Origin of the sequence: Mesorhizobium sp. M0244 (assembly GCF_040321795.1) — a bacterium.
Lineage (GTDB): Bacteria > Pseudomonadota > Alphaproteobacteria > Rhizobiales > Rhizobiaceae > Mesorhizobium.
The window spans coordinates 38,589-61,510 of sequence record NZ_JAMYSE010000037.1 but is presented as its reverse complement, the minus strand read 5'-3'; the positions used below and the strand labels follow the sequence as shown (position 1 = coordinate 61,510).

The window sequence follows — 22,922 nt, the reverse complement described above, 5'->3', positions numbered from 1 at the left end:
CGTCTAACCCCGCCCCCCCCCTCGAAGGTTTTTTGGTGGCGCCGGGCCCCCTCTCGGGCGGCTGCGCGGCCACCTCTCCCCCACTTCGTGGGGGCGACGAACCCGAGCCAGGCCGCTCATTCGGGAAGGTAGATTTCCGCCTTCATGAAGGTCTTCGCACGACCTGTGATCAGCACACGATCTCCGGCCAGCTCGCATAGCAAGTGCCCGCCGCGTTGCGAGCATTGGAATGCCGACAGATGCGCCTTGCCGAGCTTTTCAGCCCAGTACGGCACCAATGTCGCATGAATGGAGCCAGTCACCGGGTCCTCGGGAATGCCAGCTCCGGGCACGAAATAACGCGAAACGAAATCATGGGCCTGCCCAGGCGCCGTAATGACCAGGCCGAGAGGATGAAAACCTCCGATCCTGAGCAGATCGGGAACGAAAGATCGTATGGATGTCTCGTCGGCTAGCTCGACAAACAGGTTCTCGAAATTGCGGAAGCCCGCAACCGGCTGCAGAGGAAATATCTGTTGCAGCGCCGGCAGCAACTCATCCCCGACGGGCTGCGGCGGAAAACACGGTAGATCGAGCTGATAGGCTCCTTCCCGCCGGGAAACCCGCAACTCGCCTACGCGGGTGGCGAAGGCAATTTCGCCCTCAACATTGTGTTCCGCAGCCAGCACGTGGGCGGCCGCAATAGTGGCATGGCCACAGAAGTCGACTTCATGCACCGGCGCGAACCAGCGCAAATCCCAACCTTTGCCATTCGGCTGCACAAACGCGGTTTCGGCCAGATTGTTCTCGTTGGCGATGGCCTGCATTACATCGTCCGACAGCCAGTTCTCCAGAACGAGAACGGCAGCAGGGTTGCCCTGGAAGGCCCGTTCGGCAAAGGCGTCGACCTGATACATCGTCAGCGTCGGCATATCAGGCCCTCAAAGATATCCGCTGGGCGGCGCGCCGTTTCGGCCGCCCCGGTGCAGGTTCACGCCGCTTCGTTGATCGCCGCTTTCACCGCAGCGATCGCATCGCCGGCCTTGGAGGCGTCGGGACCGCCTGCCTGGGCCATGTCGGGGCGGCCGCCGCCGCCCTGCCCGCCCAAGGCCGCGGACGCGACGCGCACCAGATCGACGGCGCTGAAGCGGCCGGTCAGATCATCGGTGACGGCGACGACGACGCTTGCCTTGTTGTCCTCGCCGGCGCCGACGAAGACGACGACACCGGAGACGAGCGACTTCTTGCCGGCATCCGCCAGCGGCTTCAGATCCTTCGGCGCGACGCCGGAGACCGCCTTACCGAGGAAGCCGACACCGGCGACGGTCTCGTTCTCAGCAGGCGCGCCGGCCGCGGCGCCGCCCAGCGCCAGCTTCTTGCGCGCTTCGGTCAGTTCCTTTTCGAGCTTCTTGCGCTCGTCGAGCAGCGCCTCGACGCGGGCCGGCACGTCGGCCGGCGAAATCTTCAGCGCGGCGGCGGCCGCCTTCAGCCGCTTGTCCTGTTCGTCGAGATGCTTTCTGGCCGCTTCGCCGGTCAACGCCTCGATGCGGCGCACGCCGGCGGCGACCGCGCCGTCCGAGACGATGCGCACCAGACCGATATCGCCGGTCGCCCTGACATGGGTGCCGCCGCAGAGCTCGACCGAATAGGGCCGGTTGGCCTTGGCGCCATGCAGGCCCGTGCCCATCGAAACGACGCGCACTTCATCGCCATACTTCTCGCCAAACAGTGCCATGGCGCCTTCGGCAATGGCGTCGTCGACAGACATCAGGCGCGTGGTTACAGGGCTGTTCTGAACGACGATCTCGTTCGCCATGCGCTCGACCTCTTCGAGCTCGTCAGGTAAGATTGGCTTGTTATGTGAAATGTCAAAGCGGAGGCGCTCGGGCGCGACCAGTGAGCCCTTCTGCGCCACATGGGTACCCAGCACCTCGCGCAGCGCTTCATGGATCAGATGCGTCGCGGAATGGTTTGCGCGCAGCCTGGAGCGGCGCGCGTGGTCCACCTTCAGCTCGACGGTTGCGCCCGTCTTGACCGTGCCGCTGACCACCTTGCCGACATGGACGAAAAGCCCATCGGCCTTTTTCTGGGTGTCGGAGATCTCGATCGAGAACCCTTCGCCTGAAATGACGCCGGTATCGCCCATCTGTCCACCGGACTCGCCATAGAACGGCGTCTGGTTGACAACCACAGCAACAGCGTCGCCCTTGCCGGCGCTATCGACGGTCTTGCCGTCCCTGACCAGCTCCTGGATGAGGCCTTCCGCCTGCTCGGTCTCGTAGCCCAGGAATTCGGTGGCGCCGGTCTTCTCACGCACCGCGAACCACACCGTCTCGGTCGCTGCCTCGCCGGAACCAGCCCAGCTTTTGCGCGCCTCCGCCTTCTGCCGCTCCATCGCATCCGTGAAGCCGGCAAGATTGACCGAGATGTTGCGCTGGCGCAGCGCGTCCTGCGTCAGGTCGAGCGGAAAGCCATAGGTGTCGTAGAGCTTGAAGGCTGTCTCGCCATCCAGCATGTCGCCGGCGGCCAGCTTTTCCGTCGCCTCCGAAAGCAAGCCCAAGCCGCGCACCAGCGTTTTGCGGAAACGGGTTTCCTCAAGCTTCAGCGTCTCGGTAATCATCTGTTCGCCGCGCACCAGTTCGGGATAGGCTTGGCCCATCTCGCGCACCAGCGCCGGCACCAGGCGCCACATCAGGGGATCGCGGGCGCCGAGCAACTGCGCATGGCGCATGGCGCGGCGCATGATACGACGAAGCACATAGCCGCGGCCTTCATTGGACGGCAGCACGCCATCGGCCACCAGGAAGCAGGACGAACGCAGGTGGTCGGCAATGACGCGGAACGATCCTACAGTGTCCGCATCCGGATCGCGGCCAAGCGTGGACGACGCAGCGTCGATCAGGTGGCGGAACAGGTCGGTTTCGAAGACGCTTTCAACCCCTTGCAGGATGGAGGCCATGCGCTCCAAGCCCATGCCTGTGTCGATCGACGGACGTGGCAGGTCGATGCGCTCGTCTTTCGTCACCTGTTCATACTGCATGAACACCAGGTTCCAGAATTCAAGGAAACGGTCGCCATCCTCCTCAGGGCTGCCGGGAGGGCCACCCCAGATATGCTCGCCACGGTCGATGAATATCTCCGAGCACGGCCCGCAAGGTCCGGTGTCGCCCATTGCCCAGAAGTTGTCAGAGGTCGGGATGCGGATAATGCGATCGTCGGAAAAGCCGGCGATCTTCTTCCAGTAGGCGGCGGCCTCGTCGTCGGTGTGATAGACGGTGACCAGCAGCTTGTCCTTCTTCAGCCCGAATTCCCTGGTGATCAGGTTCCAGGCAAGCTCTATGGCGCGCTCCTTGAAATAGTCGCCGAAGGAGAAATTGCCGAGCATCTCGAAGAAGGTCAGGTGGCGCGCAGTGTAGCCGACATTGTCAAGGTCGTTGTGCTTGCCCCCGGCGCGAACACTCTTCTGGGCGGTCGTGGCACGCGAATAGGGCCGCTTCTCCAGACCGGTGAAAACGTTCTTGAACTGCACCATGCCGGCGTTGGTGAACATCAGCGTCGGGTCGTTGCGCGGCACCAGCGGGCTCGACGCGACGACCTCGTGACCTTCCTTGCGAAAATAGTCGAGAAATGCCGACCGGATCTCGTTGACGCCACTCATGAATACTGCCTTTTCGAGAGAACCGCCGGCCATCGGCGGAAAATAGACATGGCCTTTTAGCGGTCGCACCGCAGCCTGTCCAGAAACACGAAACGGGCTCAAATCACGGCCTTCACCGGCACTTTGAAATGGCTTCTGCCCCGCCATAAAACGCAAACCGCCGGCACGGGGCCGGCGGTTCGAAACGCATCGATTAAGCAAACTCAGATCAAAACATCAACCGAAACCTGGCTGAAGCTCCGCGGGGCGTCGCTCGCCAAGCCTACATCGCGCCGGCGTCGTCCTCGAAACCGTCGTCGCTGCTTTCGGAGCCGCCGTTCTCAAGGAATTTCTCGGCGATCAGCCCGGCATTCTGCCGCAGCGCCAGCTCGATCTCGCGCGCCGTGTCGGGATTGTCGCGCAGGAACAGTTTTGCGTTTTCGCGGCCCTGGCCGAGACGCTGGGAATTGTAGGAGAACCAGGCGCCCGACTTTTCGACCACGCCGGCCTTGACGCCGAGGTCGACCAGCTCGCCGGTCTTGGACACGCCCTCGCCATACATGATGTCGAACTCGACCACCTTAAAGGGCGGCGCCAGCTTGTTCTTGACGACCTTGACGCGGGTCTGGTTGCCGACGACCTCGTCGCGATCCTTGACCGAGCCGATGCGGCGAATGTCGAGGCGGACCGAGGCATAGAATTTCAGCGCGTTGCCGCCGGTCGTCGTCTCGGGCGAACCGAACATGACGCCGATCTTCATGCGGATCTGGTTGATGAAGATGACCATGGTGTTGGAGCGCGAGATCGAGGCGGTGAGCTTGCGCAGTGCCTGACTCATCAGGCGGGCCTGCAGGCCGGGCAGCGAATCGCCCATCTCGCCTTCGATTTCGGCGCGCGGCGTCAGCGCCGCCACCGAATCGACGACCAGCACGTCGATGGCGCCGGAGCGCACCAGCGTGTCGCAGATCTCAAGCGCCTGCTCACCGGTATCGGGCTGCGAGATCAACAGGTTTTCGAGATCGACGCCGAGCTTGCGGGCATAGACCGGGTCGAGCGCGTGCTCGGCATCGACGAAGGCGCAGATGCCGCCCTTCTTCTGGGCTTCGGCCACCGTGTGCAGCGCCAGCGTCGTCTTGCCCGAGCTTTCCGGCCCGTAGATCTCGACGATGCGGCCGCGCGGCAGGCCGCCGACGCCAAGCGCGATGTCGAGGCCAAGCGAGCCGGTCGGCACCGTTTCGATCTCGACGACCTGCTCGTTTGCGCCGAGCCGCATGATCGAGCCCTTGCCGAAGGCACGCTCGATTTGCGACAGCGCCGCATCCAGAGCCTTTGATTTGTCCACCGCTTTGTCCTCTACAAGCCGCAAAGTATTCTGAGCCATGATACATCACCCCGTGGTCGTCAATGAAGGCCGGACAATCCCGTAATCCTTGTTAGAATGTACCTTATTTGTTCTCGTTTGTCAACGGACGGCAAGCACCTGAAAAACAAACGATATCGCGATTTGTTCTATTTTTGTTTCGCGCTTTCGGCGGGAGACATACCCTGCATCCTATGCGGGGCCGTTACTGCCATGTTGCGAATCGCGCCTGTGATTGCGGGCTTCCGCAGGGCAACCTAGTCTCCTCCCGGGCAACAGCAAAGGTCATTTTGCCGGCATGATGAAATCCTCGACGATCCTGGCCGTGGGCGGCGCCTATATCGAGCGGCGCGGCCGGCTTGTCGGCGCCTTCGTGCCGGCCGCGTCGAACCCCGGCACGATGCGCGAGCATGTCGGCGGCGCCGTCTTCAACGCCTTGCGCTGTGCGGTGCGGCGCGGCGTCTCGGCCTCGCTGCTTTCGGTGCGCGGCGGCGATGCCCAAGGCGACACGGTTTTACGCGCCATCACCGAGGCCGGCATTGCCGATCTGTCGGCGGTGTTCCTCGATCGCGCGACGCCGAGCCATACGGCGTTGGTCGATAGCGACGGTGGGCTGATCGCCGGCCTTGCCGACATGGTGCTCTACGAACTGGCGCTTCCCAAGCAGATCCGCCGCGCCAAGGTGCGTGAGGCGATCGGCACCGCCGACGCGGTGCTGTGCGACGCCAACCTGCCGTCGACCGCGTTGGAGCGGCTGGCGGCGCTCGCTGCCGGCAAGCCGGTCTTTGCGCTTGCGGTCTCGTCCAGCAGAGCGGCGCGGCTGACGCCGGTGCTTGACCTTCTGGTGCTGACCTTCATGAACCGGCAAGAGGCCGGCGTGCTCGCCGGCGTGGACATAGATGCCGACGGGCGCGGCATCGTCGACGGGCTGAGACATGCAGGCTTGAAAGGCGGCGTGGTGACCGCCGGCGGCGGACCGGTGCTCGGTTTCGACGAAGCCGGCGCTTTTTCGATCTCGCCGCCGCTGCCACAAAAGCGGGCCGACGTGACCGGCGCCGGCGACGTGCTGGCGGGCGCGACGATCGCCGCCCTGCTGCGCGGCTTGACGCTGCGCGCGGCGCTGCGTGAAGGCGTCGCCGCGGCGATGCTCGCCGTCGTCGAGAGCGCCGATACGGCTGCGGCGTTCAGCGGCACCGGCTTTGCCGAGGCACTGGCGCTGGTGCCCGAGGCGCGCGAACTGGCGTGAAGTGCGCCCTGGATTGCCGGCGGCAGCTAGCGGACCGGCGCAGCCTACTTGCCGGCGCGCCGTCCCGCCTCATAGGCCCGGCGCGCCCAGATCGCCATCTCATCGGGATCGTCGAAAGCGCTTTCTGGAACGCTCCAATAGGGCATCGATACGAGCTTGCCATGGCGCGAGCCGGTATAGGTCCATTGCCGGCAACCGGCCGCTTCGAAATCCGGGGCGCTTTCGGCGTCGGCCTTCAGCATCAATTCGCCGCGGATGACGATGGCGACGATGACGCCGTCGAAGTAGATGCCTTTACCGCCGAACAGCTTGCGGATGCTGACCGGCCCGAGGCCTTCGAAAAGCTCTTCTATGCGCTCGTTGTCCATGCGGCGATCATGTCATCGGGATTTCCCCTTGTCATCGCCGCAACCGGCACCATCCTGACAAGTTCAGAATCAATTTCGTCGGAGTTTTTCATGCCGCTTCTGCTCAAGGGATCCTGCCGGTGCAATGCCGTGCGTTTCGAGGTGGAGAGCCACACGCCGGTGCCGTTCATGCTGTGCTACTGCTCGATCTGCCGCAAGCAGCAGGGCGGCGGCGGTTTTGCCATCAATCTCGGCGCCGATTACGAGACGCTGAAAATCGAGGGCAAGCGCCATCTCGGCGTCTACCGGGCTGAGATCGAGGACGACGAGCACCCGCAACGCGAGATCTCGTCAGGCCAGCGGAATTTCTGCAGGAAATGCGGGGCAGCACTCTGGCTCTACGACCCGACCTGGCCGGAGCTGGTGCACCCCTTCGCCTCGGCGATCGACACAGACCTGCCAAAGCCGCCGGAGAAGGTTCATCTGATGCTGAAATACAAGGCGAACTGGGTCGAGCCCGATATCGGCAAGGGCGACAAGGTCTTCGACGTCTATCCCGAGGAATCAATCGCCGACTGGCACAAGAGGACGGGGATGTGGGTGGATTAGGGTTCTTCGGCAGTCCCCCTCATCCGGCCCTTGGGCCACCTTCTCCCCGGAGGGGAGAAGAGACTGGCTCGACCGACCTCTTCTCCCCTCCGGGGAGAAGGTGGCCGCGAAGCGGCCGGATGAGGGGGTCTCGCGAAAGCCTACTTAAAGAAAAGAAAATTCTCAGGCTGAAGCGCGCGCCTCGGCCAGTGCCTTCAAATCAGCCGGCTTCAATTCGACCGATTCACCGCAGCCGCAGGCCGAGCTCTGGTTCGGGTTGCGGAAGGTGAAGCCGGTGCGCAGTGTCGTCTGCTCGAAATCCATCTCGGTGCCGAACAGGAAAAGTGCCGCCTCCGGCGCGACATAGACATGCGCGCCGTCGCGCTCGATATGGTCGTCCTTGGTGTTGGGCTCGGTCACCAGATCGACCGTATATTCCATACCAGCACAGCCGCCCTTCTTGATGCCCAGGCGAATGCCATGTGCATTCTCACGGGTCGCGACGATCTCGCGAACCCGGTCGGCGGCCTTTTCGGTCATGGTGATGACGGCGAAGCGTCCCATCTTTTTCTTTCTCCATTCCTTGCAGGTTCAAGGCCTGCCGAATGATTCTCACCTAAAATGGTGAAGTTTCCTGCCCGGCGCAAGTCCGCCGATCTTTGTCCGGTCGGATGCTAATACCACCCAACCGCCACCTGCGCCTCTTCCGACATGCGGTCCGGCGACCAGGGTGGGTCGAAGGTCATGTTGACCTCGACGCCGGAGACGCCTTCGACGGCGCCGACGGCGTTTTCCACCCAGCCAGGCATTTCGCCAGCCACCGGGCAGCCCGGCGCGGTCAGCGTCATGTCGATCTTGACCGAGCGGTCGTCCTCGATGTCGATCTTGTAGACGAGGCCGAGCTCGTAGATGTCGGCCGGGATTTCCGGGTCATAGACCGTTTTCAGCGCCGAGACGATGTCGTCGGTCAGCCGCGCCAATTCGTCGGCGGGGATTGTCGATCCGGAAACCGCCGCATTGGTCGTCGCTTCCGAATTTGTCTCGGCGGTGTGGCTGGCATCGTCCATGATCGTCACCCGAAGAACTTTCGCGCTTTTTCCAGCGCATCGGCCAAAGCATCGACTTCGGCCCTGGTATTATACATGCCGAACGATGCCCTGCATGTGGATGTTACGCCGAAGCGTTTCAACAGCGGCTGGGCGCAATGGGTGCCGGCGCGGACCGCCACTCCCTGCCGGTCGATGACCATCGACACGTCATGGGCATGGATGCCCTGCAGCTCGAAGGAAATGATAGCGCCCTTGCCGGGGGCATCGCCGAAGATGCGCAGCGAGTTGATGGCGCGCAGCCGCTGATGCGCATAGTCCTTCAAATCGGCCTCGTGCGCGGCGATGCGCTCGCGGCCGATCTTTTCCATATATTCCAGCGCTGCACCAAGCCCGATCGCCTGCACGATCGGCGGCGTGCCGGCCTCGAAGCGGTGTGGCGGATCGTTGTAGGTGACGATGTCTTGCGTCACCTCCTCGATCATCTCGCCGCCACCCATGAACGGGCGCATGCGCTCCAGAATGTCCTTCTTGCCGTAGAGCACGCCGATGCCCGATGGGCCATAGACCTTGTGGCCGGTGAAGACGAAGAAATCGCAGTCGAGATCCTGCACGTCGATCGGCATATGCACGGCGCTCTGGCTGCCGTCGACCAGCACCGGTATGCCGCGCGCATGGGCGATGCGCACGATCTCCTTGATTGGAGTCACCGTGCCGAGTGCATTCGACATGTGGGTGATGGCGACGAGCTTGGTGCGGTCGGTCAGCCGCTTCTCGAACTCCTCGATGTGGAAGACGCCGAGATCGTCGACCGGCACCCAGACCAGCTTGGCGCCCTGCCGCTCGCGGATGAAATGCCAGGGCACGATGTTGGAATGATGCTCCATGATCGACAGGACGATTTCATCGCCCTCGCCGATGTTCGGCATGCCGAAACCGTAGGCGACGGTGTTGATCGCCGCCGTGGTGTTCGAGGTGAAGACGATGTTGTCGGTATCAGGCGCGTTGAGGAAACGGCGCACCGTCTCGCGCGCCTTTTCATACGCGTCGGTTGCCGCATTCGACAGGAAATGCAGGCCACGGTGGACATTGGCGTATTCCTGGGAATAGGCGTGCTGAATGGCGTCGAGCACCGCCTGCGGCTTCTGCGCCGAGGCGCCATTGTCGAGATAAACGAGAGGTTTGCCGTAGACTTGCCGCGACAGGATCGGGAAGTCGCGGCGGATCGCCTCGACGTCATAGGGGATGTTTTCGACTTTCTGGTCCACAGCAATCAACCTTCCAATGTGGCTCTCCCTCACCCGACCTCCGCTTCGCTACGGCCACCCTCTCCCCGCTGGGGAGAGGAGATCGCCAGCGTCGCCGCCTGTCTCTTCTCCCCTTGGGGAGAAGGTGGCCGCGAAGCGGCCGGATGAGGGGGCCTCGCCCTATGCCGCTCTACCCGTGCGCCACGAACCAGTTGTCGAGCCTCGCCTCCAGCGCCTCGACGATGGCTTCGTCGTCCAGTTCCTCGATCACTTCGGCGACGAAGGCCTTGACCAGCAGGCCACGCGCCGTCTTCTCGTCGATGCCGCGCGCCATCAGGTAGAACAGATGGCTGTGGTCGATCTCGGTGACGGTCGCGCCATGGCCGCAGACGACGTCGTCGGCAAAGATTTCCAGCTCGGGCTTGGTCGAGAACTCGCCGTCATCCGACAGAAGCAGCGTATTGCAGGCCATCTTGGCGTTGGTCTTCTGCGCATATTGATGGACGTTGATGCGGCCCTGGAAGGCGCCGCGCGCCTTGCCGGTCACTACGTTGCGGATCACTTCCGTCGAGGCGGTGTGCGGTACGGCGTGGTCGAGCACCATGGTGACGTCGGTATGGGTGTCGCCGGCCAACAGGTTGATGCCGCGCAAGGTGAATTCGGCGCCTTCGCCGGTCGTCTTCACAACGACTTCCTGGCGCACAAGCTTGCCGCCGGCATTCATGACGAACAGCGTCAGCTTCGAATTCTTGCCGAGATGCGCCTTGAACTGGGCAAGGTGCGTTGCCGTATCCGGCTGCTCCTGCACGATCAGCCAGGTCACTTCGGCGCCCTCGTCAAGCAGAAGCTGGCTGACCGAACTGACCAGCGCCGCCCCCTCGCCAGCCTGGCGCTCGACGATAACAGCCTTGGCGCCGGTGCCGACGCGGACGTCCAGGCGCACATGCGTCTGTCCACCGGCCTGCAAATTCTGCAATTCGAGCGGCTTATCCAGTTGGGCACCGTCGGCGATGTCGACGAAATAGCCGTCGGCAACAAAGGCGGTGTTGAGCGCGCCGATGGCGTCGTCGCTGCCATAAGAATCGAGCCCAGGTGCTGCGCTGCCGTCGGTCAGCTTTTCCGACAGGCGCTGCACGGCAACGCCATCGATGCTAGCGAGCTTCGCGCTCGAAACGCCGTTCAGCACCGGCAAAACGCTGGAGCCTTCGACGATCGGCGCAATGGCTTTCGCGACCGCTGCCGGATCGAAGTCCGGCACCGAAGTCAGCAGACGACGCAGGTCCGTATAATGCCAGGATTCGATGCGCCGCGTCGGCAGGCCGCTCTTGATCGCCTCGATGGCGTCGTCGCGCTTCAGCATCACCGCGCCGTCGCCCGGCAGCAGCGACAGCCGCTCGCCGAAGGCGTCGATCAGCGCCGTTTCGGCTAATGTTCGCTGGGGTGTCGTGTGCATATTCATCAGTTTCGTCCTGCCTTCCGGCATCTCACGCGGCTTGCCCGATCACGCCGGCATAGCCATTGGCCTCGAGATCGAGCGCCAGCGACTTGTCGCCCGACTTGATCACCTGGCCCCTGTAGAGCACGTGCACGGTATCAGGCACGATGTATTGGAGCAGGCGCTGGTAGTGGGTGATGACGACGATGGCGCGGTCCGGCGAGCGCAGCGTGTTGACGCCGTCCGCGACGATCTTCAGCGCATCAATATCGAGACCGGAATCCGTCTCGTCGAGCACGCAGAGCTTTGGCTCCAGCAGCTTCATCTGCAGAATCTCGGCGCGCTTTTTCTCGCCGCCGGAAAAGCCGACATTGAGCGGCCGCTTCAGCATCGCCATGTCCATGTTGAGCGAGGCGGCCGCCTCCTTCACGCGCTTGAGGAATTCCGGGATTTTCAGCGGTTCCTGGCCGCGCGCCTTGCGCTGCTCGTTCATCGCAACTTTCAGGAATTCCATCGTCGCCACGCCCGGTATCTCCATCGGATACTGGAAGGCGAGAAAGATGCCGGCGGTAGCGCGCTCGGCCGGATCCATGTCGAGGATCGACTGGCCGTTATAGAGGATGTCGCCCTCGGTGACCTCATAGTCCTCGCGCCCGGCGAGGATGTAGGACAGCGTCGATTTCCCCGAGCCGTTCGGGCCCATGATGGCGGCGACCTCGCCGGCCCTGACCGTCAGGTTCAGGCCGCGGATGATCTCGGTGCCGTCATCGACGATGCGGGCATGCAGGTTTCTGATTTCAAGCATTCTTCTTTTTCCTGAAAATTCTATTCCGGTCAGCCGACCGAGCCCTCAAGCGATATCCCGATCAGCTTCTGCGCCTCGACCGCGAACTCCATCGGCAGCTGCTGGATGACGTCCTTGACGAAGCCGTTGACGATCAGCGCGATCGCCTCTTCCTCGGGGATGCCGCGCTGCATGACGTAGAATTTCTGGTCCTCGGAAATCTTCGACGTCGTCGCTTCGTGCTCGAACTGGGCCGTCGAATTCTTGGCTTCCATGTAGGGCACGGTGTGTGCGCCGCACTGGTCGCCGATCAGCAGCGAGTCGCAATTGGTGAAGTTGCGGGCGTTGGTCGCCTTGCGGTGCGCCGAAACTTGGCCGCGATAGGTGTTCTGCGAAAAGCCGGCGGCAATGCCCTTGGAGATGATGCGGCTCGACGTGTTCTTGCCGAGATGGATCATCTTGGTGCCGCTGTCGACCTGCTGATAACCGTTCGACACCGCGATCGAATAGAACTCGCCGCTGGAATCGTCGCCGCGCAGGATGCAGCTCGGATATTTCCAGGTGATGGCCGAGCCGGTCTCGACCTGCGTCCACGAAATCTTCGAGCGATGGCCGCGGCAGTCGCCGCGCTTGGTGACGAAATTGTAGATGCCGCCCTTGCCTTCGGCGTCGCCGGGATACCAGTTCTGCACCGTCGAATATTTGATCTCGGCATCGTCGAGCGCGACCAGCTCGACCACCGCGGCGTGAAGCTGGTTCTCGTCGCGCTGCGGCGCCGTACAACCTTCGAGATAGGAGACGTAAGCACCCTCCTCGGCGATGATCAGCGTGCGCTCGAACTGGCCGGTGTTCTTCTCGTTCATGCGGAAATAGGTCGACAGTTCCATCGGGCAGCGCACGCCCTTGGGCACGAAGACGAAGGAGCCGTCGGTGAACACGGCCGAATTCAGCGTCGCGTAGAAATTGTCGGAGGTCGGCACGACCGAGCCGAGATATTTCTTCACCAGCTCCGGATGCTCGCGGATCGCTTCCGAGATCGAGCAAAAGATGACGCCGGCCTGCGCCAGCTCCTTCTTGAAGGTGGTGACGACGGAGACGGAATCGAACACCGCATCGACGGCGACGCGGCCTGACTTGTAGACGTTGTCGCTGGCTTCCTCGAGCTCCGACGCATCGGTCTTCTGCACGCCGGCAAGGATTTCCTGTTCCCTGAGCGGAATGCCGAGCTTCTCGTAGACCTTCAGCAGTTCGGGATCGACCTCGCTGAGCGAAGTCGGCCCCGGCGTGCTCTTGGGCGCGGCGTAATAGTAGAGATCCTGGAAATCGATTTTGGGATAATGGACGCGCGCCCATTTCGGCTCATCCAGCGTCAGCCAGCGGCGATAGGCTTCCAGGCGCCATTCCAGCATCCAGGACGGCTCGTCCTTCTTCGCCGAAATGAAGCGGATAATGTCTTCGCTCAGGCCCTTGGGGGCCTTGTCCATCGCGATTTCGGTCTGGAATCCGTATTTATACTGGTCGACATCGATCTTTCGAACTCGATCGATCGTCTCCTGCACAGCAGGCATCAGCGTTCTCCATCCACGCCGGGGTCAAGGCCCGGCAGTTTTCAAACTATGGCACCGCAAACGTGCACCCATCAGGCACCCGAGGCGGCGTAAGTTTCATATAGTGCGTTCATGCCGGAAATTCACCCGGCCAAATGCGAACGCACGGCTCTACCAGGCCGCAAGGCCCTACATTTCGTCTGCCGCGCTCAGGCGGCTCGTTCCCTGCTTGCCTTTTCCTTACCGGCTTGCCGCGCGACGATCGTCGCCAGCGCCGCGCGAAACAGCTCGATATCTTCGGCGCTGGTCGCGTGGCCGATGGACACGCGCAACGCGCCAAGGCTGTCACCATAACCCATGGCTTTCAGCACATGGCTCGGGCCGACCTTGCCCGACGAACAGGCCGATCCGGCCGACAGCGCCACGCCGGCCAGGTCGAAGGCGATCTGCGCCGTCTCGGCCTTGATGCCGGCAATAGCGAAGAACGTGGTGTTGGCAAGCCTTGCAGCGCTGGTCCCGAAGATTTCGGCATCCGGCACCAGCGTTTTCACGATCGCCTCAATTTCCTCGCGACGCTGCCGCACCGCATCGATCGTTTCCAACCCGGCAAGCGCCTCACGCGCCGCCGCGCCAAACCCGGCGATCGCCGCCAGGTTTTCAGTGCCGCCGCGATGGCCCTTTTCCTGGCCGCCGCCGCTGACCAGCGGTTTTGGCATCATCAGGTCCGACGCCGCGACAATGGCGCCGACGCCCTTGGGGCCGCCGATCTTGTGCGAGGACAGAATCAAATAGTCGCCGTAACCCGCCGAGATATCGAGCGGAATGCGGCCCGCCGCCTGCACCGCATCGACAACCAGGACGCCGCCCGCCGCCTTGACGATTTCGGCGATGCGGCCGACTGGCTGGATCACGCCGGTTTCATTGTTGGCGGCGTGGATCGCCACCAGCGGCAAGCCTTCGGCCTTGTCATGTGCGGCGAGCGCTGCCGCCAAGGCGTCGAGCCTGACGATGCCGTCGGCGTCGACGCCGATCCGCGCCAGCTGCGCCCCCGGGAAGCCCCCGCCATTCAGCAGGCAAGGATGATCGGCCTCGGACACATAGAGCCGGCTCATGCGGACGGCACCGCGCCCCATCCGCCAGTCCGGCGTCAGCAGCGTCGAGGCAGCTTCCGTCGCGCCGGAGGTGAATACGACATGCTCGGCCCTGGCGTTGACCAGTCGCGCCACGACGCGCCTGGCATCCTCGATCAGCCGCCGCGCGGCGCGGCCCTCGGCATGGACCGAGGACGGGTTGGCGGCGACGTCGAGCGCAGCGACCACCGCCGCGCGCGCCGAGGCAAGCAGCGGCGCGCTGGCGTTGTAGTCGAGATAGGCGCGTGCTCCGGCCATTTCCGTCCAACTGGTCCCTTCAAAAGCTGTTCCGCGAAGATAGCGCGTTATTTCCTTGAAATTGCAAGGCAAGACGTCCTATTTACGCGGCTTGCGGCGCGGGTGGCCGAGCCACAATTTTTGGCCGCCCAGTTTTGAACAATTCTAAACTAGCTTCTAGAAAGACGCTCGCCCTGCGTCAAGGCCTAGGGAAGAGTGGGGCCAGAGGAAGAGTTGTTCCGGGCGCCGCGCAATTTATGCCAAGTGGAGTATTTCATGCCTGAGGTCATTTTCACCGGTCCGGCCGGCCGTCTGGAGGGTCGCTATCAGCCCTCGAAGGAAAAGAGCGCGCCGATTGCCATCGTCCTGCACCCGCACCCCCAGTTCGGCGGCACGATGAACAACAAGATCGTCTACGACCTCTTCTACATGTTCCAGAAGCGCAATTTCACCACGCTGCGCTTCAATTTTCGCGGTATCGGCCGCAGTCAGGGCGAATTCGACCACGGCACCGGCGAGTTGTCTGACGCCGCCGCGGCGCTCGACTGGGTGCAGTCGCTGCATCCAGATTCCAAGAGCTGCTGGGTCGCCGGCTATTCGTTCGGCTCGTGGATCGGCATGCAGCTCTTGATGCGCCGGCCCGAGATCGAAGGCTTCATCTCGATCGCGCCGCAGCCCAATACCTATGATTTCTCGTTCCTGGCGCCATGCCCGTCGTCCGGCCTGATCATCCATGGCGACGCCGACAAGGTCGCGCCGCCCAAGGACGTACAGGGCCTGGTCGACAAACTGCACACGCAAAAGGGCATCACCATCACCCAGAAGACCTTGCCCGGCGCCAACCATTTCTTTGCCAACCATGCCGAGCTTCTGATCGAGGAATGCGCGGACTATCTCGATCGCCGGCTGGCCGGGGAACTGTCCGACCCACGGCCGAAGCGGCTGAGATAATCGGGAACGACGATGTACCAGCCGCCTCATTTCCAGGAAACCCGGCAGGACGTCCTGCACGGGCTGATCCGGGCGCATCCGCTTGGCCTGCTGGTCTCGAATGGTGCCGAGGGGCCGGTCGCCAACGCAATTCCCTTCCTGCTCGACGCCCCCTCCCTGCTCAACGAGGAAGTGCCGCCGAACGGCAGGCTACGCGCCCATCTAGCCAGGGCCAATCCGCAATGGCGGCTTTTGGCCGACAATCCCCTGTCGCCCGTGCTGGTCGTCTTCCAGGGCGCGGACGCCTATGTGACGCCGTCCTGGTACGAGACCAAGCGCGAAACCGGCAAGGTGGTACCGACCTGGAACTACGCCATCGTCCAGGTGCGCGGCATCGTTACGGTGGTCGAGGACCAGGATTGGCTGGCTGAGCAGATTTCCGATCTGACAATGTCGCAGGAGGGCAATCGCGCGACGCCGTGGGCGGTGACCGACGCGCCAGCACCCTTCATCCAGTCGCAGATCAAGGGCATTGTCGGCCTGGAAATCGAAATCACTGAAATCAGCGGCAAATGGAAGGTCAGCCAGAACCGGCCGGCCGCCGACCGCATCGGTGTCGCCGAGGGGCTCGAGAGCGAGGCTGCCAGTTCGGCCGACATGGTCCGGCTGGTAAGATCCTACGGCGGGCTGGACAGCAAGTAATCTGGATTGCTTGCTCGACCGGTTTAGGGCCGGAAGCGGGCTCAATCGACCTTCGTCATCGCCGCCTTGCGCTCGTTGGCGATCAGCCAGAGATTGCGGATATAGATCAACAGGCCCATGGCCTGGCCAGCGATGAACACCGGATCCTGACGCTGGATGGCATAGACCAGCAGCAGGCCGCCGCCGAACAGCGAAAAGAACCAGAAGGCGATCGGCACGACACTGCGCTTGGCCTTTTCCGACGCCACCCACTGCACCAGAAACCGCATGGTGAAAAAGAACTGGGCGACGAAGCCGAGCAGTACCCAGGCATCGAATTGCTTGACGAAAACATCGTGAAGCCAGGTCGCCAATTCCTGAAGCACGTTACCCATGCGTGATTTCCTCTACTTTGGGCATTCTGCGGCGCCTGCGGCGCAGCCACCAGACACCGGCAAGATCGAGCACGCCCTGCAGGCCGCGATCGAAGATGCCGTAGTTCGATTTGCCGTGACGGCGGGAGCGGTCGACGACGTCGCAATGAACGACGCGGTAGCCCTCCTGGATGACCAGCGCCGGAACAAAGCGGTGGGTGCCGTCGAAGAACGGCAATTTCCTCAAGATGTCGGTGTGGATCGCCTTGAGGCCGCAGCCCGTGTCCCGCGTCTCGTCGTGCAGGATGGCCTTTCTCAGCCCGTTGGCGAAACGCGACGCCAGCTGCTTGATCTTGCTGTCGCGGCGCTTCAGCCGCTGTCCCTGCGCGGCCCCGACGTCGGGACCAGCCTGCCGCAGCGCATCGATCAACATTGGGATGTAGCCGGGATCGTTCTGGCCGTCGCCGTCGATGGTGGCGACGATATCGCCGCGCGCTGCCCAGGCGCCGGAGCGCACCGAGAGCGACTGGCCGGCAGATTTTTCATGCCTGAGGTGGCGCAGCGGAAACGCGCGAAGTGCCGCCTGGGCGGCGAGCACCGAAGGCGTGTCGTCGGTCGAGCCGTCATCGACGACGATCACCTCGAAGTCGCGCCCGGCCATGGCAGCGCCGATCTCGTCGAGCAGAAGCGGCAGGTTCGCCGCCTCGTTCCGGCAAGGAATGACGATGGATATCTCCGGCATCTCGACTCTGTCACAGGATATGGCATTCGATCGATGCCGCGCGGTCCAGCGGAAGAGCCCCGCTGGCGCGGCGCCTCATTACGCCAGCCGAAACGAGGACGCAAGCATAGGGAATGTCATCCGCGGGAACGCAAAACCGGATTCCACTTTTGCTGATCGCGCAAACCCATCCGAAGCGCGATCGGACGCAAAACCGGATTCCACTTTTGCTGATCGCGCTTGGATGCTAAACGCCCGCCTTCATGCACATCCCGAGCCGCCGCGGCCGGGCGCTTCCGGGAAAGAAACGATGTCCGCCTTCAAATCCGATTTCCTGCGCACAATGAGCGAGCGCGGTTTCATCCACCAGACCTCGGACGATGCCGCCCTCGACCAGCTTTTCGCCACGGAAACGGTGAGCGCCTATATCGGCTTCGATGCCACCGCGAAGAGCCTGCATGCCGGGTCGCTGATCCAGATTATGATGCTTTACTGGCTGCAGCAGACCGGCCACCGGCCGATCGCGTTGATGGGCGGCGGCACCTCGATGATCGGCGATCCGTCGTTCAAGGACGAGGCGCGCAAGCTTTTGACGCCGCAGGACATCGAGAACAATCTGGCCGGCATCCGCCGCAACTTCGCTCCGTACCTCAAATTCGGCAGCGGCTCGAACGACGCCGTCATGATCAACAATGCCGACTGGCTGATGGATATCAACTACGTCAATTTCCTGCGCGATGTCGGCCGGCATTTTTCGGTCAACCGCATGCTCACCTTCGATTCGGTCAAGCTCAGGCTGGAGCGCGAGCAGTCGCTGTCGTTCCTGGAATTCAACTACATGATCCTGCAAGCCTACGACTTCGTCGAGCTCTACAAGCGCCTCGGCTGCCGGCTGCAGATGGGCGGCTCCGACCAGTGGGGCAACATCGTCAACGGCATCGATCTCGGCCATCGCATGGAAGGCGCGCAGCTTTACGCGCTGACGACGCCGCTGCTTACTACCTCGTCCGGCGCAAAAATGGGCAAGTCGGCATCGGGCGCGGTCTGGCTCGATGCGGAGATGCTGTCGGCATACGAGTTCTGGCAATATTGGCGCAACACCGAGGATGCCGATGTCGGCCGGTTCCTGAAGCTTTACACGACCTTGCCGCTCGCCGAGGTCGCGCGCCTCGAACGGCTCGGCGGCTCGGAGATCAACGAAGCCAAGAAGATCCTCGCCACCGAGATCACCGCCATGCTGCATGGCCGCGAGGCGGCGGAGAAGGCCAGCGAAACGGCGCGTAAGACGTTCGAGGAAGGGGCGCTCGCCGAAACACTGCCGACCGTCGAGGTGGGCAGGGCCGATCTCCAAGCCGGCGTCGGCATATTGTCGCTGTTCGTCACCGCCGGGCTGGCAGCGTCCAACGGCGAGGCGCGGCGGCATATCCAGGGCGGCGCCGTGCGCCTCAACGACCAGCCGGTATCCGACGACCGCCGGATGGTGACGCTGCAGGATCTCGGCCCGGAAAACGTCGCAAAGCTGTCGCTCGGCAAGAAAAAGCACGTTCTGGTGCGGCCGGTTTGAGTGTCTGAGATGCTGTGCAGAGCCCTTGATGTCGGCAGGACAGAGGGGGGCGCGAAGGATCGCTACAGAGCGACTTTATTCCGAACCCCGACCCGCCTCACCGGTATTCAAAGATCGACCTGAAAATGCCGGGCGCGATCACCGATAGCGGATTGACGTCGAGGGTCGGCTTGTTGGCATTGCCCCTGAGCCTGTAGGTGACGCCGATCAGGCCGCGGTCGCGGCCATTGCCGAGCAGCGCGCCGATCAGCGGCAGTTCGCCGAAGATGCGGTTTACACCGTAGGCCGGCATGAACGTGCCGGTCATGTCCATATTGTTGTTCTGATCATAGAGCGTGCCCTGGAAGGTGGTGCCGATGCGCGAGCCGCGCAGCACGCCGTTGCGCAGCTTCAGATAGCCGCTGCCTTTGTCGATTTCGCTAAAACCGCGCTCGAACTTCACCCTCGACGTGTCGAGATTGCCCTTGACCGCCTCATTGAGGCTGCGGCTGTCGCCGGCCGGCGTCGTCGACACGATCGAGGCGAGCTTCGGCTCGTTGACGATAAAGAAGTTCTTGGCGTCGACCTGGCCTTTCATCGGCCCGTCGCCGGCCCCAGTGAGCGCCAGCGTGATCGAGCCGCCTTCCATATGCTCGTAGATGTTGAGGAAGCGCAGTATGGCGCCGGCGTCGGCCGACTTCATGTTGAGTGTGCGCAAGCCGCCGCCGGTCGTGTTGCTGATGGTGATCGCGGCTCCCGAATCTGCCGTGGCGCTCACCTTGAGCCCGTTCACCCTGGAGCCGGCGCCGCTGTAGTCGAGCTTCAAATTCGACAGCACCTCGTCGTGGAAGCCGGTCAGGGAACTGACGTCGGCGCTGACCGAGATCGCATCGACGCCGGTGGTCTTGGTGGCGGTGTCGACGTCGGACGTGAATTGCTTGATCAGCGAGCGTGCGTCCAACGCGCTGCCGCTGACCTCGACCGCATAGGCCTTGCCCGACCGCTTCACCGAGACGGCGACGTCGTCGCCCCTGTTCAAGGTGACCTTGCTGAACCGGGCCGAGGACAAGGCGCCGTTGACCAGCACGGCGCTGCCGTCGATGGAGAAGGTCTTGCCGTCGAGTTCGAAATTGGACAGCGTCGTGGTGTCGCCGGTCTTCGCCATGGCGAAGACGACCTTGGCGGGAATGCCGGGGCCCTTGCTCCAGCCGGCCCAGGGAATGTCCAGCCTGGCATTGGTCAGGTCGGCCGACACGTTCTGGTTGCCGGCGCCGCTCTTGTCGATCGCCACCTTGATGGTTCCGGAAAGCAGCGTCGACAGGCCAGGCATGGCGGTGGCGCGCGTCTTGTCGTCGAGCACCAGCGCTACTTTACGACTGCGCGGCGGGCCGCCATCCCTAAGCGGTTCGATCAGGTCGAGCTCGGCCGGAATGCCGTTGAGCAGCGCCTTGGCCGAGATCACCGCCCGGTCGGGCGCGACCGTGATCGAGCCGTCGGCATGGCTGACCGTCTGGCCCTCGAACGGCTTGCCCAGCGACAGATCCTTGTAGTCGAGTGCCACCAGCCAATCGAGTTTGGACGAGTCGACGCCGGACTGCAGCGGAATATCGGCCTTGACGTGGCCGGTCACCGTTCCGGACAGGTCGTCCGGCAGCAGGCCGACATGGCGCATGGCGTTGATCGGGTCAAACGATGCCAGTTCGGCGATTGCCGGCGCCTCGCCGGCGACATCGATGTCGAGCGCGCCGATCACCGGCGGATGATTCGCCGCCTTGACGGTGAGCGTGCCGTTGCTCGCCGCCACGGTACGGCCGCTCGGCATATAGACGCTTCCCGAGGACAGCGCGACGTCGACGTCGTTGCCGTGGAAGCCGACGACGCCGACGGCATCGCGGATCGGCGGGATGCGGCCGGCCGTGTCGAAGCGCGATCCTTCAACCTGGAATCGGCCGAACACTTCATCGGCGGAAAGCGGCACGCCGTTGCCGAGCCGTCCGGGTACGACCTGGAACTGCAGGCTGCCGTCGACGACGCGGCCGCCGAACAGGTTCTTAAGCACCCACAGCCTGGCATTCCGCGCCGAAAACCATGGCCATAATTGCTTGACGTGCGAGACCGGCATGTCGTGAACGTTGAGCGCGACCGATATGCCCGGCGCCTGGTTGGCGACAAATGAAACCGAGGCCGTGCCCAGCACTTCGCTGGCCGGCCCGGACCGGACGCCGATCTGCTCGGCGATCAGCTTTTGGCTCGTCGGCTGGTAGACGCCGGCAATACGGGCAATGAAGCTGAGCGCCGGCTCCGGCGAATCCGAAGGCGCCAGGGTCGAACCGTCGCTGGTCAGGTCGTAACGATAGGATGGCTCCTCGCCGGCTGTGCCAGTAGCCGGCTTCGGCCCGATCGAACCGGCGAAATCGAAGGTCGAGCGGCCGGTCTTCACCAGCAAACTGTCGACCTGGATCTTGTTCGAGCCGGCGACGAGCGTCGCATCGAGATCGACGTCGGCCGGAAGCAGGCCGCGCGGCCCGAGATCGAGCACCGATCCAGTCAGCGACAAGGCAGCGGTCAGCCGCGAACCATTGTCGCCGACGCCTTCCGACCCCGCCAGCTTCAAGGCGATCGCGCCCAATTTGCCACCTGCCGCCGCAGTGTCGGGGTCCGCCGCCTCGACGCTGGCGTCCAGCGCGGTGATGCGTCGCGTCGCCGGATCGCGGGTGGCGGAAGCGGCGATGGTGAGCGCCCTGCCGTCGACATCCGCGTCGGATGAAAACTCCATGCTTCCCGGTCCCGACTGCGACACGGAGGCGTCGGCGATGGTGACCGATTTGACCGATCCGGTCTCGGGCAGTGCCAGCTCGACGTTGCGCAGATCGATCTGGCGCATCGAATCCTCGCGCACCGCATCAAGCGCGCGGTTGATGTTGGCGAAGACGGCGGCGGAAAGTTTTTCCGGATCGATGAGGCCGTCCCGGTTGCGCAGCCCGGCCGTCCAGTCGCCGCCGGACGGCATTGCCGCCATAACGACGTGCGCGTCGGAAATCCTGGCGCTGGTCAGCCGCACCTCGCCCGAAAGCAGCGGGATCAGCCGGATGCCGAAGCGAACCTGGCCGGCATCGGCCATCGGCTTGCCCTTGGCGGTCTTGAGGCTGACGTCGCTGACCTGCAGCGCAATGAAACTCGACCCGTCAAGCGTCAGCCGGGCCGGCCCGACGGCAACGTCGACATCGAAGCCGGCCAACCTCTCGATTGCCGTTTCGGCCTCCGCACGAAGCCGCTCCGAGCCGAAGCCTGACACGCCGATCGCATAGACGCCGGCCGCAGCCAGCAGCACAAGGGCGACAAGGCCGGCAAACAGCCGCGCCATCAAACGAACGCCGCGACCGATCGACGCCTGGCCGAGCGGCGGTACGCGGCATGCGGACGGAAAGGTCCCCAGGTCGGTGATCTCGTCACGCCTGAACCTGATCTTCTCGTGCTGCGGTAGCTCCTGATCCACGCAATCTTCCGTTGAAACGAATTCGATCGTGGACGAATCCCCGCTCGACATTATATCGGTGCAGCCTGGCGCGTAACCTCAAACAAGGGCATCGGTATGGCTGACCTCGACGTGGGCGATATTGCGCCGCAATTCGATCTTCCGCGCGACGGCGGCGGCTCACTCAGCCTCGCCGCATTGCTGGGAAAACCCATCGTACTCTATTTCTACCCACAGGACGACACCACAAGCTGCACCAACGAGGCGATCGGCTTTTCGCAGTCGAAGCCGGAATTCGAAAAGGCCGGCGCTGTCGTGATCGGCCTGTCGCCGGACAGCGTCAGGAAGCACGACAGGTTCAAGGCGAAATACGATCTGAGCATCGATCTGGTCGCCGACGAGGAACGCAAGGTGATCGAGGCCTACCATTTGTGGGTCGAAAAGAAGCTCTACGGCCGCACCTATATGGGCGTCGAGCGCGCGACGTTCCTGATCGGCCGGGACGGACGCATCGCCAGGATCTGGCGCAACGTCCGCGTCAAGGGTCATGCCGAAGAGGTGCTGGAGGCGGTTCGCGCGCTTTGAGTGCTGCGGCACGCCGCTGCAACTCGATGC

20 protein-coding genes are annotated in these 22,922 nt (G+C 63.3%); 6 read left to right on the top strand and 14 right to left on the bottom strand.

The window, feature by feature from the left end; genetic code table 11:
- Nucleotides 1–116: 116 nt before the first annotated feature.
- From NKJ08_RS21265 to recA, 3 genes are all read right to left on the bottom strand, one after another.
- Nucleotides 117–896, bottom strand: a complete 780-nt coding sequence (locus NKJ08_RS21265) for a PhzF family phenazine biosynthesis protein (protein WP_352777646.1) — start codon at nt 894–896, stop codon at nt 117–119.
- 74 nt (nt 897–970) lie between these two features.
- Nucleotides 971–3,637, bottom strand: coding sequence for an alanine--tRNA ligase (gene alaS / locus NKJ08_RS21260; protein ID WP_352528810.1), 2,667 nt, complete (start codon nt 3,635–3,637; stop codon nt 971–973).
- Between the two features lie 262 nt (nt 3,638–3,899).
- Complete coding sequence (gene recA, locus NKJ08_RS21255) at nt 3,900–4,997, bottom strand: recombinase RecA (RefSeq protein ID WP_352528801.1); 1,098 nt, start codon at nt 4,995–4,997, stop codon at nt 3,900–3,902.
- Nucleotides 4,998–5,274: 277 nt separating this feature from the next.
- On the opposite strand from recA, the gene NKJ08_RS21250 reads away from it, so the two are divergent.
- Nucleotides 5,275–6,222, top strand: a complete 948-nt coding sequence (locus NKJ08_RS21250) for a carbohydrate kinase family protein (protein ID WP_352783187.1) — start codon at nt 5,275–5,277, stop codon at nt 6,220–6,222.
- 44 nt (nt 6,223–6,266) lie between these two features.
- Here NKJ08_RS21250 and NKJ08_RS21245 read toward each other — a convergent pair whose 3' ends face one another.
- On the bottom strand, nt 6,267–6,590 hold the full coding sequence (locus NKJ08_RS21245; RefSeq protein WP_352528797.1) for a TfoX/Sxy family protein: 324 nt from the start codon (nt 6,588–6,590) through the stop codon (nt 6,267–6,269).
- A gap of 90 nt (nt 6,591–6,680) precedes the next feature.
- On the opposite strand from NKJ08_RS21245, the gene NKJ08_RS21240 reads away from it, so the two are divergent.
- The gene (locus NKJ08_RS21240) at nt 6,681–7,178 is read left to right on the top strand and encodes a GFA family protein (RefSeq protein ID WP_352528795.1); all 498 of its coding nucleotides are present in this window, start codon (nt 6,681–6,683) and stop codon (nt 7,176–7,178) included.
- A 162-nt stretch (nt 7,179–7,340) separates the two neighbouring features.
- On the opposite strand, the gene sufA is transcribed toward NKJ08_RS21240, so the two are convergent.
- The 7 genes from sufA to NKJ08_RS21205 form a co-directional block, all read right to left on the bottom strand.
- Complete coding sequence (gene sufA, locus NKJ08_RS21235; protein WP_006206001.1) at nt 7,341–7,721, bottom strand: Fe-S cluster assembly scaffold SufA; 381 nt, start codon at nt 7,719–7,721, stop codon at nt 7,341–7,343.
- 110 nt (nt 7,722–7,831) lie between these two features.
- The gene (locus tag NKJ08_RS21230) at nt 7,832–8,224 is read right to left on the bottom strand and encodes an SUF system Fe-S cluster assembly protein (protein ID WP_352474719.1); all 393 of its coding nucleotides are present in this window, start codon (nt 8,222–8,224) and stop codon (nt 7,832–7,834) included.
- A 5-nt stretch (nt 8,225–8,229) separates the two neighbouring features.
- Entirely contained in the window at nt 8,230–9,471 is a 1,242-nt protein-coding gene (locus tag NKJ08_RS21225) for a cysteine desulfurase (RefSeq protein WP_352528793.1), read from the bottom strand.
- Between the two features lie 169 nt (nt 9,472–9,640).
- A complete protein-coding gene (gene sufD / locus NKJ08_RS21220; RefSeq protein WP_352528791.1) occupies nt 9,641–10,909 on the bottom strand; it encodes a Fe-S cluster assembly protein SufD in 1,269 nt (422 codons plus the stop codon).
- A 25-nt stretch (nt 10,910–10,934) separates the two neighbouring features.
- Complete coding sequence (gene sufC, locus NKJ08_RS21215; protein ID WP_352528789.1) at nt 10,935–11,690, bottom strand: Fe-S cluster assembly ATPase SufC; 756 nt, start codon at nt 11,688–11,690, stop codon at nt 10,935–10,937.
- Nucleotides 11,691–11,719: 29 nt separating this feature from the next.
- Nucleotides 11,720–13,237 carry a Fe-S cluster assembly protein SufB gene (gene sufB / locus NKJ08_RS21210; protein WP_352528787.1) on the bottom strand — a complete coding sequence of 506 codons (1,518 nt, stop codon included), beginning with the start codon at nt 13,235–13,237 and terminating at the stop codon, nt 11,720–11,722.
- A gap of 188 nt (nt 13,238–13,425) precedes the next feature.
- Nucleotides 13,426–14,604 carry a cysteine desulfurase family protein gene (locus NKJ08_RS21205; protein ID WP_352783182.1) on the bottom strand — a complete coding sequence of 393 codons (1,179 nt, stop codon included), beginning with the start codon at nt 14,602–14,604 and terminating at the stop codon, nt 13,426–13,428.
- 255 nt (nt 14,605–14,859) lie between these two features.
- On the opposite strand from NKJ08_RS21205, the gene NKJ08_RS21200 reads away from it, so the two are divergent.
- Both NKJ08_RS21200 and NKJ08_RS21195 read left to right on the top strand, forming a co-directional pair.
- Nucleotides 14,860–15,534 (top strand): alpha/beta hydrolase, encoded by a 675-nt coding sequence (locus NKJ08_RS21200; protein WP_023717356.1) that lies wholly within the window; start codon nt 14,860–14,862, stop codon nt 15,532–15,534.
- Between the two features lie 12 nt (nt 15,535–15,546).
- Nucleotides 15,547–16,215: an FMN-binding negative transcriptional regulator gene (locus NKJ08_RS21195; protein ID WP_352777540.1), complete on the top strand. Its 669-nt coding sequence runs from the start codon at nt 15,547–15,549 to the stop codon at nt 16,213–16,215.
- Nucleotides 16,216–16,256: 41 nt separating this feature from the next.
- On the opposite strand, the gene NKJ08_RS21190 is transcribed toward NKJ08_RS21195, so the two are convergent.
- Complete coding sequence (locus NKJ08_RS21190) at nt 16,257–16,589, bottom strand: lipid-A-disaccharide synthase N-terminal domain-containing protein (RefSeq protein WP_023717355.1); 333 nt, start codon at nt 16,587–16,589, stop codon at nt 16,257–16,259.
- Nucleotides 16,582–17,310 (bottom strand): glycosyltransferase family 2 protein, encoded by a 729-nt coding sequence (locus tag NKJ08_RS21185; protein WP_352777537.1) that lies wholly within the window; start codon nt 17,308–17,310, stop codon nt 16,582–16,584. Before NKJ08_RS21185 ends, NKJ08_RS21190 begins: the two co-directional genes overlap by 8 nt.
- A 289-nt stretch (nt 17,311–17,599) precedes the next feature.
- On the opposite strand from NKJ08_RS21185, the gene tyrS reads away from it, so the two are divergent.
- A complete protein-coding gene (gene tyrS / locus NKJ08_RS21180) occupies nt 17,600–18,853 on the top strand; it encodes a tyrosine--tRNA ligase (RefSeq protein ID WP_352777535.1) in 1,254 nt (417 codons plus the stop codon).
- A 97-nt stretch (nt 18,854–18,950) separates the two neighbouring features.
- On the opposite strand, the gene NKJ08_RS21175 is transcribed toward tyrS, so the two are convergent.
- On the bottom strand, nt 18,951–22,328 hold the full coding sequence (locus tag NKJ08_RS21175; RefSeq protein ID WP_352783178.1) for a hypothetical protein: 3,378 nt from the start codon (nt 22,326–22,328) through the stop codon (nt 18,951–18,953).
- A gap of 96 nt (nt 22,329–22,424) precedes the next feature.
- On the opposite strand from NKJ08_RS21175, the gene NKJ08_RS21170 reads away from it, so the two are divergent.
- On the top strand, nt 22,425–22,892 hold the full coding sequence (locus tag NKJ08_RS21170; RefSeq protein WP_352528774.1) for a peroxiredoxin: 468 nt from the start codon (nt 22,425–22,427) through the stop codon (nt 22,890–22,892).
- Nucleotides 22,893–22,922 lie beyond the last annotated feature (30 nt).

Excerpts from the sequence above, each read along its gene's own strand:
- NKJ08_RS21265 (WP_352777646.1), bottom strand. The coding sequence starts at position 896 with ATGTATCAGGTCGACGCCTTTGCCGAACGGGCCTTCCAGGGCAACCCT.
- alaS (WP_352528810.1), bottom strand. The coding sequence starts at position 3,637 with ATGAGTGGCGTCAACGAGATCCGGTCGGCATTTCTCGACTATTTTCGC.
- recA (WP_352528801.1), bottom strand. The coding sequence starts at position 4,997 with ATGGCTCAGAATACTTTGCGGCTTGTAGAGGACAAAGCGGTGGACAAA.
- NKJ08_RS21250 (WP_352783187.1), top strand. The coding sequence starts at position 5,275 with ATGATGAAATCCTCGACGATCCTGGCCGTGGGCGGCGCCTATATCGAG.
- NKJ08_RS21245 (WP_352528797.1), bottom strand. The coding sequence starts at position 6,590 with ATGGACAACGAGCGCATAGAAGAGCTTTTCGAAGGCCTCGGGCCGGTC.
- NKJ08_RS21240 (WP_352528795.1), top strand. The coding sequence starts at position 6,681 with ATGCCGCTTCTGCTCAAGGGATCCTGCCGGTGCAATGCCGTGCGTTTC.
- sufA (WP_006206001.1), bottom strand. The coding sequence starts at position 7,721 with ATGGGACGCTTCGCCGTCATCACCATGACCGAAAAGGCCGCCGACCGG.
- NKJ08_RS21230 (WP_352474719.1), bottom strand. The coding sequence starts at position 8,224 with ATGGACGATGCCAGCCACACCGCCGAGACAAATTCGGAAGCGACGACC.
- sufD (WP_352528791.1), bottom strand. The coding sequence starts at position 10,909 with ATGAATATGCACACGACACCCCAGCGAACATTAGCCGAAACGGCGCTG.
- sufC (WP_352528789.1), bottom strand. The coding sequence starts at position 11,690 with ATGCTTGAAATCAGAAACCTGCATGCCCGCATCGTCGATGACGGCACC.
- sufB (WP_352528787.1), bottom strand. The coding sequence starts at position 13,237 with ATGCCTGCTGTGCAGGAGACGATCGATCGAGTTCGAAAGATCGATGTC.
- NKJ08_RS21205 (WP_352783182.1), bottom strand. The coding sequence starts at position 14,604 with ATGGCCGGAGCACGCGCCTATCTCGACTACAACGCCAGCGCGCCGCTG.
- NKJ08_RS21200 (WP_023717356.1), top strand. The coding sequence starts at position 14,860 with ATGCCTGAGGTCATTTTCACCGGTCCGGCCGGCCGTCTGGAGGGTCGC.
- NKJ08_RS21195 (WP_352777540.1), top strand. The coding sequence starts at position 15,547 with ATGTACCAGCCGCCTCATTTCCAGGAAACCCGGCAGGACGTCCTGCAC.
- NKJ08_RS21190 (WP_023717355.1), bottom strand. The coding sequence starts at position 16,589 with ATGGGTAACGTGCTTCAGGAATTGGCGACCTGGCTTCACGATGTTTTC.
- NKJ08_RS21185 (WP_352777537.1), bottom strand. The coding sequence starts at position 17,310 with ATGCCGGAGATATCCATCGTCATTCCTTGCCGGAACGAGGCGGCGAAC.
- tyrS (WP_352777535.1), top strand. The coding sequence starts at position 17,600 with ATGTCCGCCTTCAAATCCGATTTCCTGCGCACAATGAGCGAGCGCGGT.
- NKJ08_RS21170 (WP_352528774.1), top strand. The coding sequence starts at position 22,425 with ATGGCTGACCTCGACGTGGGCGATATTGCGCCGCAATTCGATCTTCCG.